This window comes from Rhizobacter sp. P2_H3 (assembly GCF_056403355.1).
The window spans coordinates 1-14,951 of sequence record NZ_JBFUFQ010000054.1; the positions used below are offsets into that span (position 1 = coordinate 1).

The 14,951-nt window shown below is 70.0% G+C and carries 11 protein-coding genes and 1 pseudogene; 7 read left to right on the forward strand and 5 right to left on the reverse strand.

Features of this window, described 5'->3' with window-relative positions:
• Together AC1D1T_RS12830 and xdhA are read right to left on the reverse strand one after the other, a co-directional pair.
• Positions 1-332 (reverse strand): annotated as a pseudogene (locus AC1D1T_RS12830) (xanthine dehydrogenase molybdopterin binding subunit); the annotation flags it as partial.
• A complete protein-coding gene (gene xdhA, locus AC1D1T_RS12835) occupies positions 329-1,864 on the reverse strand; it encodes a xanthine dehydrogenase small subunit (RefSeq protein WP_477825111.1) in 1,536 nt (511 codons plus the stop codon). The pseudogene AC1D1T_RS12830 and the gene xdhA, both read right to left, overlap by 4 nt.
• 143 nt (positions 1,865-2,007) lie before the next feature.
• Here xdhA and guaD point away from each other — a divergent pair, with 143 nt between their 5' ends.
• From guaD to AC1D1T_RS12870, 7 genes are all read left to right on the forward strand, one after another.
• On the forward strand, positions 2,008-3,306 hold the full coding sequence (gene guaD, locus AC1D1T_RS12840; protein WP_477839070.1) for a guanine deaminase: 1,299 nt from the start codon (positions 2,008-2,010) through the stop codon (positions 3,304-3,306).
• 10 nt (positions 3,307-3,316) lie between these two features.
• Positions 3,317-4,852: an ABC transporter ATP-binding protein gene (locus tag AC1D1T_RS12845; protein WP_477825109.1), complete on the forward strand. Its 1,536-nt coding sequence runs from the start codon at positions 3,317-3,319 to the stop codon at positions 4,850-4,852.
• On the forward strand, positions 4,839-5,954 hold the full coding sequence (locus tag AC1D1T_RS12850; protein WP_465112663.1) for an ABC transporter permease: 1,116 nt from the start codon (positions 4,839-4,841) through the stop codon (positions 5,952-5,954). Before AC1D1T_RS12845 ends, AC1D1T_RS12850 begins: the two co-directional genes overlap by 14 nt.
• The gene (locus AC1D1T_RS12855; protein WP_477839064.1) at positions 5,954-6,874 is read left to right on the forward strand and encodes an ABC transporter permease; all 921 of its coding nucleotides are present in this window, start codon (positions 5,954-5,956) and stop codon (positions 6,872-6,874) included. Before AC1D1T_RS12850 ends, AC1D1T_RS12855 begins: the two co-directional genes overlap by 1 nt.
• A gap of 50 nt (positions 6,875-6,924) precedes the next feature.
• Positions 6,925-8,088, forward strand: a complete 1,164-nt coding sequence (locus AC1D1T_RS12860) for a BMP family ABC transporter substrate-binding protein (RefSeq protein WP_465112664.1) — start codon at positions 6,925-6,927, stop codon at positions 8,086-8,088.
• Positions 8,089-8,216: 128 nt separating this feature from the next.
• Positions 8,217-9,194: a Rieske 2Fe-2S domain-containing protein gene (locus tag AC1D1T_RS12865; protein WP_477826797.1), complete on the forward strand. Its 978-nt coding sequence runs from the start codon at positions 8,217-8,219 to the stop codon at positions 9,192-9,194.
• On the forward strand, positions 9,191-10,228 hold the full coding sequence (locus AC1D1T_RS12870) for an adenosine deaminase (protein ID WP_477826794.1): 1,038 nt from the start codon (positions 9,191-9,193) through the stop codon (positions 10,226-10,228). Before AC1D1T_RS12865 ends, AC1D1T_RS12870 begins: the two co-directional genes overlap by 4 nt.
• Positions 10,229-10,241: 13 nt before the next feature.
• Here AC1D1T_RS12870 and AC1D1T_RS12875 read toward each other — a convergent pair whose 3' ends face one another.
• The 3 genes from AC1D1T_RS12875 to AC1D1T_RS12885 all read right to left on the reverse strand — a co-directional run bounded on the left by AC1D1T_RS12875 (position 10,242) and on the right by AC1D1T_RS12885 (position 14,660).
• Positions 10,242-10,541 carry a DUF6881 domain-containing protein gene (locus tag AC1D1T_RS12875; protein ID WP_465112666.1) on the reverse strand — a complete coding sequence of 100 codons (300 nt, stop codon included), beginning with the start codon at positions 10,539-10,541 and terminating at the stop codon, positions 10,242-10,244.
• Positions 10,542-10,910 (reverse strand): HYD1 signature containing ADP-ribosyltransferase family protein, encoded by a 369-nt coding sequence (locus AC1D1T_RS12880; RefSeq protein ID WP_477826796.1) that lies wholly within the window; start codon positions 10,908-10,910, stop codon positions 10,542-10,544.
• Between the two features lie 132 nt (positions 10,911-11,042).
• Entirely contained in the window at positions 11,043-14,660 is a 3,618-nt protein-coding gene (locus tag AC1D1T_RS12885; protein ID WP_477991951.1) for an RICIN domain-containing protein, read from the reverse strand.
• Positions 14,661-14,951 lie beyond the last annotated feature (291 nt).

The window sequence follows — 14,951 nt, forward strand, 5'->3', positions numbered from 1 at the left end:
TCGGCGAGGATCGGGTCGTCGTGCAGGATCGGCCCGCAGTCGTTGGGGCCGGGGATGTCGGCGGCGGTCAGCACCGCGACGACGCCCGGCTGCGCCCGCAGCACCGCGAGGTCGATCGCCAGCAGCCGCCCGTGCGCCACCGGCGACAGCCCGAGCGCCGCGTGCAGCGTGCCGGCGAGCTCCGGCAGGTCGTCGATGTAGGCGGCCTCGCCGGCGACGTGCAGGTGCGCCGATTCGTGCGGCCGGCTGATGCCGACGCGCGCGCCTTCACGCAGCGCGACGGCTTCGGCGTCGGGCTCGGCCTGCAGGAAAGGATCCACGGCCTTGTTCATGCCATCACGCTCCAGGCCCGCGTGGCCTCGACCGGCAGCGGGTCCACCGCGCGCGTCTCCAGCCAGAAGCGCCGCAGCAGGTTCTGCGCGACCTGCAGCCGGTAGGCGGCGCTCGCGCGCATGTCGCTGAGCGGCGTGAAGTCCTGCGCCAGCGCAGCCTGCGCGGCCTTCAAGGCGGCCTCGTCCCACGCGCGGTCCTGCAACGCCGCCTCGGCCTGCGCGGCGCGCTTGACGATGCCCGCCATGCCGCCGAACGCCAGCCGCACCTGCGCGACCGTGCCGTCGGCCGCGAGCCCGATCGACAGGCCGGCGCACACGGCCGAGATGTCGCAGTCGAAACGCTTGCTGATCTTGTACGCGCGCACCTGCTGCTGCACGGCCGCCAGCGGTACGACGATCTCCTGCACGAACTCGCCGGGCTGCAACTGGTTCTTCATGTAGTCGAGGTAGAACGCGGCGAGCGGCACGCGCCGCGCCTTGCTGCCGCGGCGCAGCACCAGCTCGGCGTCGAGCGCGAGCAGCACCGGCGCCGAATCGCCGATCGGCGAGCCGTTGGCCACGTTGCCACCCATCGTGCCGGCATGCCGGATCGGCGGCGACGCGAAACGCAGCCACACCTCGGTCAGCGCGGGCACGTGCCGCGCGAGCGCCGACCAGGCGTCTTCGAGCGAGGCCCCGGCGCCGATGTGCAGGTGGCCGTCGCGCTCGTCGATGCGCTTCAGCTCGGCCACGTCGCCCAGGTAGAGGATCTCGCCGAGGTCGCGGAACTGCTTGTTGACCCACAGCCCGATGTCGGTCGAGCCGGCCAGCAGCGTCGCCTTCGGGTGCTGCTCGCGCAGCGCCGCGAGCGCCTCCAGCGTGCGCGGCGCGAAGTAGTCGTCGACGCGCGGGCCGCCGGCGGCCTGGCGGTTGAAGCCGGCGTAGTGGAGGCCGTCGGTGCTGCCCGCGAGCGTCTTCAGCGCGGCCACCACCGGCAAGGGGTCGAGCGCGACCGGCGGCAGCTCGAACATGCGCTCGCCGGCATCGAGGATGGGCCGGTAGCCGGTGCAGCGGCACAGGTTGCCCGACAGCTCGTCGGCCAGTTGCTGCCGGGTCGGCACCTGCCCGCAGGCACGGTGGCCCTCGTAGCCGGCCCACAGCGACATCACGAAGCCCGGCGTGCAGAACCCGCACTGCGAGCCGTGGCACTCGACCATCGCCTGCTGCACCGGGTGCAGCGCGCCGCCGGCCTGGTCCTTCAGGTCTTCGACGGTGAACAGCGCCTTGCCGGCCAGCGTCGGCAGGAACTGGATGCAGGCGTTGACGGTGCGCAGCGCGAGGCCACCGACCCGCTGCGCGGGCGCCGTCCGCTCATCCGCCAGTTCCCCCACCACCACCGTGCAGGCACCGCAATCGCCCTCGTTGCAACCCTCCTTGGTGCCGGTGCAGCGGGCGTCCTCGCGCAGCCACTCGAGCACCGAGCGCGTCGGATGAACGCCGCCCACCTCGACGATCTCGCCGCGGTGGAAGAAGCGGATGGGCTGGGTGCTCATGGAAATCCGGGGTTGGTCAACAAGCATAGGACAGACTCCGCAAGGGTAAACCTCCGTCGCCGCCGGGATACGATGGCGCCCCGACGCCCTGGCTTTGCAATTCACGGGCCCGGCCCCTGGCCTGCCCCCACCCGACTTCCCGCATGACACCCCGCCGCATCGCGCTGCGCGCCGACCTGCTCGACTTCACCGCCGCACCCGACTGGGGCGACACCGAGTCGCCGGCCGTGCGTTTCCGCCCCGACCACTGGCTGCTGGTCGAGGACGGCCGCATCGCGGGCGCGCAGCCCGGCACGCCCGACACCCGCTGGCAGCTGCACGACCACCGCGGCCGGCTGCTGATGCCCGGCTTCATCGACAGCCATGTGCACAGCCCGCAGCTCGACGTGATCGCGAGCTACGGCACCGCGTTGCTCGACTGGCTGGACACCTACACCTTCCCGGCCGAGCGCCGCTATGCCGACGCGGGCGAGGCCGAGCGCGGCGCGGCACGCTTTCTCGATGCGCTGCTGGCGCACGGCACGACCGCCGCCGTCGTCTTCCCGACCGTCCACAAGGTCAGCGCCGACCGGCTGCTGGCCGGCGCCCAGGCGCGCGGCATGCGGCTGATCGCCGGCAAGGTGCTGATGGACCGGCATGCGCCCGACGGGCTGCGCGACGACGTCGACCAGGCCGAGCGCGATTGCGTCGAGCTGATCGAGCGCTGGCATGGCGTCGACCGGCTCGCCTACGCGGTGACGGTGCGCTTCGCGCCGACCAGCACGCCGGCCCAGCTCGCGATGGCCGGCCGGCTGTGCGCGGCCTGGCCCGGCCTCTACATGCAGACCCACGTGGCCGAGAACCGCGACGAGGTGCTGTGGGTGGCCGAGCTGTTCCCCGAGGCGCGCAGCTACCTCGACGTGTACGCCCGCGCCGGGCTGCTGAACGAGCGCAGCGTGCTGGCGCACGGCATCTGGCTGGACGATGCCGACCGGGCGGCGATCCGGGCCAGCGGTGCGCAGATCGCCCACAGCCCGTCGTCGAACCTGTTCCTCGGCAGCGGTCTGTTCGGCTGGCGCGCCGCCGAGGCCGCCGGCTGCGCGGTCAGCCTGGCGACCGACGTGGGCGGCGGCACCAGCCTGTCGATGCTGCGCGCCGCGAGCGACGCCTACCGCGTGCAGGCGATGGCCGGCGAGCGGCTGACGGCCTGGAAGGCGCTGCATGCCGGCACGCGCGGCGCGGCCAAGGCGCTCGGGCTGGCCGACGAGATCGGCTCGCTGGAGGCCGGGCGGGTCGCCGACCTGTGCGTCTGGGACTGGGCGGTGGGGCCGGTCGCCGAGCGTCGGATGGAGGTGGCGCGGGGCTTGCATGAGCGGGTGTTTGCGTGGATGACGCTCGCGGACGAGCGGAACCTGGTGTCGACGTGGGTGAACGGAGTGCAACGGCATGGGCGACGGGATTGAGGGGGCGGCGATGCTTCGACTGGAACTGACCGACCTCAGCAAGAGCTACCCCGCCGTCAAGGCGAACGACCGCGTCAACCTGCGCGTCAAGCCCGGCGAGATCCATGCCGTGCTCGGCGAGAACGGCGCCGGCAAGTCGACGATGATGAAGATGATCTACGGCGCGGTCCGCCCCGATGCCGGCGTGATCCGCTGGAACGGCCAGCCGGTCGAGATCCGCAACCCGCAGGAGGCGCGCGCGCTGGGCATCAGCATGGTGTTCCAGCACTTCAGCCTGTTCGACACCCTCACCGCCGCCGAGAACGTCTGGCTCGGCCTGGACAAGTCGCTGACGCTCGCCGCCGTGACGCAGCGCATCACCGAGGTCGCCCGCGTCTACGGCCTCGGCGTCGACCCGCTGCGCCCGGTGCACACGCTGTCGGTCGGCGAGCGCCAGCGCGTCGAGATCGTGCGCGCGCTGATGACCAACCCGAAGCTGCTGATCCTCGACGAGCCGACCTCGGTGCTGACGCCGCAGGCCGTCGAGACGCTCTTCATCACGCTGCGCCAGCTCGCCGCCGAGGGCTGCAGCATCCTCTACATCAGCCACAAGCTCGACGAGATCCGCGCGCTGTGCCACCACTGCACCGTGCTGCGCGGCGGCCGCGTCACCGGCGAGGTCGACCCGACGCAGGAGACCAATGCCAGCCTGTCGCGCCTGATGATCGGCGCCGAGCCGCCGCAGCTGCAGCACGTGCAGGCGCGGCTCGGCGACGTGGCGCTGTCGGTGCGCGAGCTCACGGTGCCCAAGCGCGACCAGTTCGGCATGGACCTGCAGGGCATCAGCTTCGACGTGCGCTGCGGCGAGATCGTCGGCATCGCCGGCGTCTCCGGCAACGGCCAGCAGGAGCTGATGGCCGCGCTCTCCGGCGAGGACCCGCGCGCCGAGGCCGAGAGCATCGTGCTGTTCGAGCGGCCGGTGGGCCGCCAGTCGCCGCGCCGCCGCCGGGCGCAAGGCCTGAACTTCGTGCCCGAGGAACGCCTCGGCCGCGGCGCGGTGCCGACGCTGTCGCTCGCGCAGAACACGCTGCTCACGCGCACCGCCGCGGTGACGGCGCAGGGCTGGATCCGCACCGGCGAGGTCGCCGCGCTCGCGAACCGGCTGATCCAGCGCTTCAACGTGAAGGCGGGCGGGCCCGAGGCGCCGGCCAGGAGCCTGTCCGGCGGCAACCTGCAGAAGTTCATCGTCGGCCGCGAGATCGATGCCGCGCCGCGCCTGCTGATCGTCTCGCAGCCGACCTGGGGCGTCGACGTCGGCGCGGCCGCGCAGATCCGCGGCGAGCTGCTGAAGCTGCGCGACGCGGGCTGCGCGGTGCTGGTCGTCAGCGAGGAGCTCGACGAGCTGTTCGAGGTCTGCGACCGCCTGGTGGTGATCGCACAGGGCCGCGTGTCGCCGTCGATCGCGACCACGCAGGCCACGGTGGAGCAGATCGGCGAATGGATGAGCGGGCTGTGGGCGCCGCGCGGAGCGGCCTTCCACCCGGAGGCGAAGCATGCTGAAGCTTGAGCCGCGCCCGGCGCAGAGCCGGCTGATGTCGATCGCCTCGCCGCTGCTGGCGCTGGCGATCACGGTGGCGATCGGCGTCGTGCTGTTCCTGCTGCTCGGCAAGGATCCGCTGCGCGGGCTGCAGGTGTTCTTCGTCGAGCCGCTGAAGAGCGCGTATGCGCTGTCGGAGCTGGCGGTGAAGGCGACGCCGCTGCTGCTGATCGCGCTCGGCCTCGCGGTGTGCTTCCGCTCCAACGTCTGGAACATCGGCGCCGAGGGGCAGTTCGTGCTGGGGGCGATTGCGGCCGGCGGGGTCGCGATGCTGGCCGAGCCGGGCACGGGGCGTTGGATCGTGGTACCGATCCTCGTGGCCGGCGTGCTCGGCGGCATGGCCTGGGCCGCGATCGTCGCGCTGCTGCGCGACCGCTTCAACGCCAACGAGATCCTGGTCAGCCTGATGCTGGTCTACGTCGCCGAGCAGGTGCTGGGCTGGCTGGTCTACGGCCCGTGGAAGGACCCGAACGGCTACAACTTCCCGCAGACCATGACCTTCCTCGACGCCACCAAGGTGCCGCGGCTGTTCAGCGGGCTGCGCGTCAACATCGGCCTGCTGCTCGCGCTGCTCGCGGTGGGCGCGTTCTGGGCCTTCCTGTTCCGCACCTATGCCGGCTTCCAGCTGCAGGTCGGCGGGCAGGCCCCGGCGGCGGCGCGCTACGCCGGCTTCTCGTCGCGGCGCGCGCTGTGGACGGCGCTGCTGCTGTCGGGCGGCATGGCCGGGCTGGCCGGCGGGCTGGAGGCGGCCGGCCCGCTCGGCCAGCTGACCCTGCACGTGCCGGTGGGCTACGGCTTCGCGGCCATCATCGTCGCCTTCGTCGGCCGGCTGCACCCGGTGGGCATCGTGTTCTCGGCGATCCTGATGAGCATGTTCTACATCGGCGGCGAGCTGGCGCAATCGCGCCTGGGCCTGCCGAAATCGCTGACCGGCGTGTTCCAGGGCCTGCTGCTGTTCTCGCTGCTCGCCTGCGACACGCTGATCCACTACCGCATCCGCTGGAAGCCGGCGCACGCCCCCGCCGCGCCCGCGCCGGCGGCGGCGTCCTCCACCGCCGAGGGACAAGCCTGATGGACGCCATCGCCCTGCTGATCGCCGCCACGCTGAGTTCCGGTACCGTGCTCGCGTTCGCCGCGCTCGGGCTGCTGGTCAACGAGCGCGCCGGCATCGTCAACCTCGGCGCCGAAGGGATGATGCTGGTGGCCGCGCTGGCCGGCTTCGCGACCGCGGTGCACACCGGCAGCGACTGGCTCGCCTTCGCGGCCGGCGCCGGCGCCGGCGCGCTGCTGGCCGCGGTCTTCGGCGCGCTGGTGATCTGGCTCAACACCAACCAGTACGCGACCGGGCTCGCGCTGAGCCTGTTCGGCAGCGGGCTGTCGGCCTTCCTCGGCACCGGCTTCGTGCAGGAGAAATTGTCCGAACGCGCGCACTTCCAGCTGCCGCTGCTGGCCGACATCCCGTTCATCGGCCCGGCGCTGTTCCGCCAGCACCCGATGGTGTACGCCGCGATGGCGTTGACGGCGGCACTCGCCTGGTTCCTGTACCGCTCGCGCGCCGGACTGGTGCTGCGCGCGGTCGGCGAATCCCCCGAATCGGCGCACGCACTGGGCTACCCGGTGCGCCGCATCCGCCTCGCGGCGGTGATGGCGGGCGGCGCGCTGTGCGGGCTGGCGGGCGCCTACCTCTCGGTCGTCTACACGCCGCTGTGGGTCGAGGGGATGGTCGCCGGCAAGGGTTGGATCGCGCTGGCCCTGACGACCTTCGCGACCTGGCGACCGGCACGCGTCTTGCTCGGCGCCTACCTGTTCGGCGGCGTGACGATGCTGCAGTTCTACCTGCAGGGCGAAGGCGTGCAGGTCTCGGCGCAGCTGCTGACGATGCTGCCCTACCTGTCGACCATCGTCGTGCTGGTGCTGATCTCGCGCAATGCCGGCTGGATCCGCGTGAACATGCCGGCGTCGCTCGGCAAGCCGTTCTTCCCCGGCAGCTAGCCCCGGTAGCTGGCCTGATAAATTCTTGCGTTCCTCACCCTGGAGTTCCCATGACCTCAATCTCGAAACGTGCCCTGCTGAAGCTCGCAGGGTGGAGCACGCTGGCGGCCGGCACCGCGCTGGTGGGCTGCGGCAAGAAGGAAGAGGCGCCTGCGCCCACGCCGGCACCGGTGGCCGCCGCCTCGGCCGCGGCCCCGAAGCCGGAGCCGCTGAAGATCGCGTTCGCCTACGTCGGCCCGGTCGGCGACGGCGGCTGGACCTTTGCGCACGACAACGCGCGCAAGGCGCTCGAGAAGGAATTCGGCGACAAGATCCAGACCAGCTTCGTCGAGAAGGTGCCCGAGGCGGCCGACGCCGAGCGGGTGTTCCGCGACATGGCCAGCCAGGGCAACAAGCTGATCTTCGGCACCACCTTCGGCTACATGGAGCCGATGCTGAAGGTCGCGGCCGACCTGAAGGACGTGAAGTTCGAGCATGCCACCGGCTTCAAGCAGGCCGAGAACATGCGCACCTACGACAGCCGCACCTATGAAGGCGCGTACATGGCTGGCGTGATCGCCGGCGGCATGACGAAGACCAACACGCTGGGCGTGGTCGGCTCGATCCCGATTCCCGAGGTGATCCGCAACATCAACAGCTTCACGCTGGGTGCGCAGTCGGTGAACCCGAAGATCAAGACCAAGGTGGTCTGGGTCAACGAGTGGTTCAACCCGCCGAAGGAAACCGACGCCGCGCAATCGCTGATCAACGGCGGCGCCGACGTGCTGATGCAGAACACCGACTCGAGCGCGGTGCTGCAGACGGCCGAGAAGGCCGGCAAGTACGCATTCGGCTGGGACAGCGACATGACCGCCTACGGCCCGAAGGCCCACCTGGCCTCGAGCATCATCAACTGGTCGCCGTACTACATCAAGGCGACGCGGGATGCGCTGGACGGCAAGTGGGCCGGCAACAGCGCCTCGTGGTGGGGCGTCAAGGAAGGCGCGATCGACCTGGTGTCGATCTCCGACAAGGTGCCGGCCGAGCTGAAGGAGAAGGTCGAGAAGGTGAAGGCCGGCCTGAAGGACGGCAGCTTCGCGATCTGGAAGGGCCCGATCGTCGGCAACGACGGCAAGGAAGTGCTGAAGAAGGACGAGGTCGCCGATGACAAGTTCATGAGCGGCATCAAGTTCTTCGTGAAGGGCGTCGACGGCAAAGTCCCCGGCGGAAAGTGACACCCACCCCCGAGGCGCTTCGCGCCTCCCCCTCAAGGGGGCGCCTCCAGTGGCCCGGCAGAGCCGGTTCCACGGAGTCCGCTTGATGGGTCGCACGCTGGCGCGGCGACATGCCTGCTGAGAATGGCTTGGTGGAAGCAACGCTCTGGCACCCGGTCGCCGACAGCTCTGCGCTGACCGACGGACCGCTTGCCGCGCGCTTGCTCGCCCACGACCTGGTGCTGTGGCGCGACGACACCGGCCGCGCCCGCACGTTCACCGACCGCTGCCCGCACCGCGGCACGCGGCTTTCGCTCGGGCGCGTAGTTCAGCACGAAGGCCGCGCCTCGCTCGAATGCCCGTACCACGGCTGGCGCTTTGGGCACGATGGCGCCTGCGTGCTGATCGCGTCGCAGCCGTCGTTCGCGCCGCCGCCCTCGCATGCGGCCTGCGCGCATGAAGCGCAGGAGGCGCATGGCCTCGTGTGGGTGCGGCTGCAGCCGGGCGACACGCCCCTGCCCGCCTTCGAGGCCGAGACCGACCCGCAACTGCGCAAGCTGCTGTGCGGCCCGTACGACGTGGCGACCTGTGCCGGCCGCATCGTCGAGAACTTCCTCGATCTGTCGCACTTCGGCTTCGTGCACGACGGCTGGCTCGGCGAGCGCGCGCAGCCGCAGACGCCCGCTTACACCGTGCAGTCCACGCCGACCGGCTTCGTCGCCACCGGCTGCAGGGCCTGGCAGCCGCAGAGCAACCGGCTGTCGACCGAAGGCAGCTGGGTCGACTACCGCTACGAGCTGACCGCACCGTTCAGCGCGGTGCTGACCAAGCTGCCGCAGGCGCAGGATGGCTACCTTGACGTGATCGGCCTGTTCGTCTGCCCGCTCGACGAGGAGCACAGCCGCGTCTGGTTCCGCCTGGCGATCACCGACCACGATTCCAGCGACGACGCGCTGCGCGCGTTCCAGCACACCATCTTCACGCAGGACCAGCCCGTCCTCGAGTCGCAGCAGCCCAGGCGGCTGCCGCTCGCGGACGGCGAGGTGCACTGCGCGGCCGACCGCAGCTCGGCCGCCTACCGCCGCTTCCTGATCGAACGCGGCATCCGTTTTGGAGCCATCGCATGAACCTCGACGCCATCCCTCGCGACCGCCTGCCCGCGCTGCTGTGCGCGATGCCGAAGGCCGAGCTGCACATCCACATCGAGGGCTCGCTGGAGCCGGAGCTGATCTTCGCGCTGGCGCAGCGAAACGGCGTGTCGATCCCGTATGCCAGCGTCGAGGCGCTGCGCGAGGCCTATGCGTTCACCGACCTGCAGAGCTTCCTCGACATCTACTACGCCGGCGCGAGCGTGCTGCTGAAGGAGGAAGACTTCTTCGACATGGCGATGGCCTACTTCCGCCGCGCGGCCGCCGACAACGTCGTCCATGCGGAGCTGTTCTTCGATCCGCAGACGCACACCGAGCGCGGCGTCAGCTTCGAGACGGTGATCAACGGGCTGACGCGGGCGGGCGAGACGGCGCGGCGCGAACTGGGTGTCAGCAGCGCGCTGATCCTGTGCTTCCTGCGGCACCTGAGCGAAGAAGCCGCGTTCGAGACGCTGGCACAGGCGCTGCCGTTTCGCGAGCGCTTCATCGGCGTCGGCCTCGACAGCAGCGAGCGCGGACACCCGCCGGAGAAGTTCGCGCGCGTGTTCGCGAAGTGCCGCGAACTGGGATTGCGGCTGGTCGCGCACGCCGGCGAGGAAGGCCCGCCGGCCTACATCTGGAGCACGCTCGACGTGCTGAAGGTCGAGCGCATCGACCACGGCGTGCGCTGTGTTGAAGACCCTGTGTTGGTGAAGCGGTTGGCCGCCGAGCGCATGCCGCTGACGGTGTGCCCGCTGTCGAACGTGAAGCTGTGCGTGTACCCCGACATGGCGGCGCATCAGCTGGGCGCCTTGCTCGATGCGGGCCTGTGCGCGACGGTCAACTCGGACGACCCGGCGTACTTCGGCGGCTACATGAACGCGAACTTCCTCGCGACCTTCGACGCGCTGCCGGCGCTGGGGGCGCGGCAGGCGTATCAGTTGGCGAAGAACAGCTTCGAGGCGAGCTTCGTGGATGGCGCTCAAAAGGCTGCGTGGGAGCAGAAGCTCGACAAGGCATTCGCCGCCTTCTGAGGTCCTGCAGGTCTCAAGCCTGCAGTTTCCAGCGTGATCCAGCGATGGCAGCCCGCCACGCCATCTCGAACTCCCGACCATCCAGCCCCTCGATCACGAACTCCGGATCGGCCGCGATATCGGCAGCGAGCGGCACGGGTCTTTCGCCCAGGAACGTGTGCCCGCTTGTCTGGTGGTCGCTGGCGAAGCCCATGTGGCCATCCGCGAAAACCTCCACCTTGCGGACCTCATAGCGTTCCGCATCGAGTTCGCTCAGGAGAAGAATCGGCTCGGAGGCATGCTGGTGAAGCCAGCGAACTTTCACGTAGTCCATTCAGTTTTCTCCACTGCGGATGAGCCGCCCCGAGAGATCGAGAGGCTCTCGACCAAGCACAACATACACGCCGTCGCGGCCTTTCAGTACGTCGATTCCCACCATATCGATCTCGATGAAGTGTGTGAATCGCCGTGCCTGGAAYGGTTGCCCCAGAAAGCACCTCGACAACTGGCTGGAGGACAGTGTGCCGGGAACCCTGTCCGAAAGGTACTGACCTTCACCGTACCGGACATCTCGTGGATTGTGTCTCTTCAGGGATGGCAGCAGGTGGCCCGTCTCGAGGATTCCTCTCAGGCCAACGCCGTCCGTGTAGTGAAACAGCGTCGTGCGTCGGTTACTGCCGTGAATGATGTCGGTGCGGCTCATGGTGCCGGCAGTCCTCGCGATGCGCCGAAGAATCGGCGAAAACCCGCGAGGCTTTCACAGACACGCTCTTCACGAAACCTGTGAAATCGTGTTCGTGCGCCAAAGCAACAGAGACATGCAGACGCTTGCGCTTCACTCCCGCCACATCCGCCCCGCCCAATCCGAGAAGGTCTTCAAGCGCTGCGCCTCGGCCCCGTGGTTGCGCGCCGACATCACGCTCCAGGCGATGTACTGCTCGCCGGTCCAGTCCACCCAGCCGCCGACCAGGTGCGGCTGCCCCTTCGCATTCAACGGCAGCGGCGTGCGCTTCGGATCGAGACAGAAACGGAAGCCCGACTTGATCTCCGGCTCGCTGCCGAACAGCGCATTCGGATCACACCGCCGCCACTGCTCGTAAGTGGTGTTCGCATACAGCGCGTTGTAGAGCGAGATCGAGCTGTTGATGAACATCAGGTGCAGCCCCGGCGTCACCGCGTCGAGCTGGCGGAAGCGCGACTTCTCCCAGTCCTCCGGCCCGCGGTCGACCACCTCGCCGACGCCCAGCTTGTGGATCGCCAGCGAAGCCCGGCTCTGGTGCCCCTTGTTGCGGAACAGGTCGGTCGGCGCGGCCGGATCCGGCTGGTTGAACGGCAGGTCGGTGTTGGCCAGCTGCGCGAGCTTGGTGCGCACCTGGAAGTAGCGCGCCAGGTGCATCGCCGACACGGGCCCCGGTGCCTTGGCGGTGATCAGGTCGTCGACCACCGCGGTCGTGAAGCCCATGTGGTACGGCCAGTCCATCGGCCCCTCCGACGCCCCCGGCCAGCCCGGGTTCACCGTCATCTGCAGCTGGTACCACTGGTTGGTGCGGTAGAACGACACCAGCCGCGGCTCCCACGAGAAGTAGTTCTCTCGACCGTTCACCGGCGCGAACAGCATGTGCGGTGCCGTGTAGAACACGCTCGGCCAGCTGAACGGCCAGCCGCGCGGCTCGCCGATGCCGACCCACTGGCCGCTGGCATTGCGCGAGCCGTGCAGCCAGTCCTGCCGCCCTTCGAGGCCGTAGGTGTGGGCCAGCTCCCATTGCTTGACGCTCATCCAGTGGATGGCGCCGAACAGCGCGCGCTCGATGAACGCTTCCTTCGTGAAGGCGGCCGGCAGGTTGACCGCACTCGCCGTCTGGGCCGACAGGCGCGCCTGCAGCTTCTTGCCGCCCAGTTCGCCACCATACGGCTTGGACGGGTCGCCCGACACGCGCGAGCCGCGGCCGCCGCCGGCGAAGGCGATGGTCTTGCCACCGACATCGTTGAGCCAGGCCTGTGCGCGTTCGCGCAGCTCGGGCGTCAGGTGGCTCCAGTCGCCGTAGACGCCGTTCGGGTTCCGGTTGGCATTCAGGAAATCGGAGACGCGCTTGACCACCTTGATCGGGTTCGAGCCGTCGTCGCCCTGGGTCTCGAACAGGCCCTGCGCCTGCCCCGCGTCGGGCGCCCAGATGTCAAGCGGGCTCTCGATCGGCAGCCACGCGCTCCAGTCCGGCAGCTGCAACGGGATCGGCATCTCGCGCGTGTTCAGCACCTTGCCGCGGCTCGGGTCCATCGCGGCGTCGAGCTCGGCCTGCGTCACCGCGGCGGTGCTGTTCGCGGCCTTGCCGGCGAACACGTTGACGAAGGACTTCGCATCGGGCAGCACCGCATCGAGGCCCGCACCGGCTGCCCATTCGACGGTCGGCTTCGCATCCAGGCCCGGGCCCGGCTGGTACGGCGGATTCCACGGCGTGGCCTGCGCGACGTGCGGCACCTTGGTGTACAGCGCGGCACGCAGGTAGGCGGCGATCTGCCTGCCTTGCGTCTCGCTCAGGCCATGGAAGCGCGAGCGCTGCACCACCGAGTTGTTCGAGAAGTTGAAGTACTGCAGGTCGCGGCCGTCGCTCGCGTGGCATGACGAGCACGCGGCGCGGATCGTCGTGTCGACGATCGGCGACTTCTTCAGCAGGTTCTGGCCGCTCCACAGGACCTTGCCCGCGTCGGCGTCGGCGCTCCAGGTGCGGCCGGCCTCCTTCTCGGCCTGGATGTCGGCCCACTGGCGCGGCTGGGCCGCGCCGAGGTGGCGGCCCGCGGCATCCTGGATCTGCAGGTCGAGGATGCGGAAGCCGTTGGAGTTGCCGTCGGTGCCGTTGAAGCGGAACTCGATGCGGTTGGTGGCCGGCAGCGCGACCAGGCGGGCGCGCGCGGTCGCGTCCAGCGGTACGCGGAAGCGGATCGTCAGCAGCCCGCCGTTGACGCCGCCGTGCGCGCGCTCGACTTCGTCGAGCTGCACCGTGCTGTCGCTGATGTCGATCCACGGCGCAGTGCTGCCATTGGGCCCGCCGACGATGCGCAGGCTGCCGGCGATCCTGGTCAGCGGCTTGGCGAGCGCCTCGAACTCCGGCGAGTTGTAGAAGCCGCAGCGGTGGCAGCGCACCACCAGCTGGCTCGCGCTACCGAGGGCTGACGCGTCGAGCGCGAGCTGGGCCGGCACGACGGTCGGTGCGTCGGGCGCGCCGGCGCCGAGGACTTCGAGCGGCAGCGTCAGCGTGGGAGCGGGCGCCGGGCTCGGTGCGGGGGACGGTGCAGGAGAAGGCGCCGGTGCCGGGCTGGGGGCTGGTGCCGGAGCGGGGGCCGGAGAGGGAGCCGGTGCAGGCGACGGCGCCGGAGCGGGCGCAGGTGCGGGTGCGGGTGCGGGTGCGGGAGCCTGCGCATCGGTCGCCAGCAACTGCCAGCGCTGGTTGTCGTTGTTGCCGCAGTCCCATTGCTGGATGCGGCCGCCGGCCACCGTGCTGAAATCCTTCACGTCGAGGCACTTGCCGCTGTGCTTCGCCGCGATGCGGAAGCTGTCGCCGACCGGCATCACGCTGAAGCGCTGGTTGGCGCCGGCGCCGTAGCTCCATTGCTGGATCAGCGCACCGTTGGCGGTCGAGATGTCGCTCACGTCGAGCGCGCGGCCGCTGTTGACGTTGATGAACGCATAGCTGCCATCGTCGGCCGCGCGCACCTCGAAGCGCTGGCTGGCCGAGGTGCTGCAGGCGGCCTGCAGCGTTTTCGCGCCATCGGTGGTGGCGGCGCCTTCGATGTCCAGGCACAGCTTCGACTGCAGGCCGCGCAGCGTGTACTGGCCGATCGCGAGCGCGCCGCGCGCGCTGCCGCCGCGCGGGAACAGCAGGAACTGCTGCGCCGCATCGCTGCTGCTGCAGCCGGCCTGCTGCAGCTGGGCGCCGTCGGCGTTCGAGCGATCGGCGATCGTCACGCACTTGCCGCTGGCCGCGCTGACCCAGCGGAAGCGGTTGCCCAGCACCCGCCACGGGCGAAAGCGCTGCGCGTTGGTGCCGTTGTCTGTCCACTGGTGGATGGCCGCGCCGTCGGCACCGGAGCTGCCCGACAGGTCGAACACCTGGCCGGTGCCGGCGTTCACGAGCTTCACGGCGCCGCCGGCCTGGGTCGTCAGGTCGAAGGCCTGCGTGAGGCCGGTGCCGCAGGTGGCCTGCTGGATGCGGCCGCCGTCGGGCGTCGACGGAACGGCGTCGACGCACTTGCCGCTTTGCGCATTGACGAGCACGTAGCGGCCGGGCGCGATCACCGGCGGCGCATCGCCGACCGCCTCGGCGGTCTCGCGGTTGAGCGCCGCATCGGATGCCGACCCGGCCGACGGGTTGCTGCCGCCGCAGGCGGCCAGCAGCAGCGAAACGGCCAGTGCGGCCGCGGTCGGCGTCGCGTGCAGCGTCGAATGAATGTGGCACATGGGATGTCCCTCTCCGATTCTTGTGCGCAGCGGCCGATCGGCCGCGCGTGTGAAACCGGTTCCATTCTTCCGCGCCGCCGTCCCGGCAGGCATCGCAATTGGCAAGCGTGTGAAAGCAGGCGTAAGGCAAGAGCGCGCTGGCGCTGAGTCCCCTCCCGTTCGGGCTGAGCCTGTCGAAGCCTTTGCCCGATGCGAGCAGACCCTTCGACAAGCTCAGGGTGAACGGATTGTCCCGTTCGGGCTGAGCTTGTCGAAGCCTTGGTTCGATACGAACGGGCCCTTCGACAGGCT

Coding starts and splice junctions, on each gene's coding strand:
- xdhA (WP_477825111.1), bottom strand. CDS start 1,864: ATGAGCACCCAGCCCATCCGCTTCTTCCACCGCGGCGAGATCGTCGAG.
- guaD (WP_477839070.1), top strand. CDS start 2,008: ATGACACCCCGCCGCATCGCGCTGCGCGCCGACCTGCTCGACTTCACC.
- AC1D1T_RS12845 (WP_477825109.1), top strand. CDS start 3,317: ATGCTTCGACTGGAACTGACCGACCTCAGCAAGAGCTACCCCGCCGTC.
- AC1D1T_RS12850 (WP_465112663.1), top strand. CDS start 4,839: ATGCTGAAGCTTGAGCCGCGCCCGGCGCAGAGCCGGCTGATGTCGATC.
- AC1D1T_RS12855 (WP_477839064.1), top strand. CDS start 5,954: ATGGACGCCATCGCCCTGCTGATCGCCGCCACGCTGAGTTCCGGTACC.
- AC1D1T_RS12860 (WP_465112664.1), top strand. CDS start 6,925: ATGACCTCAATCTCGAAACGTGCCCTGCTGAAGCTCGCAGGGTGGAGC.
- AC1D1T_RS12870 (WP_477826794.1), top strand. CDS start 9,191: ATGAACCTCGACGCCATCCCTCGCGACCGCCTGCCCGCGCTGCTGTGC.
- AC1D1T_RS12875 (WP_465112666.1), bottom strand. CDS start 10,541: ATGGACTACGTGAAAGTTCGCTGGCTTCACCAGCATGCCTCCGAGCCG.
- AC1D1T_RS12885 (WP_477991951.1), bottom strand. CDS start 14,660: ATGTGCCACATTCATTCGACGCTGCACGCGACGCCGACCGCGGCCGCA.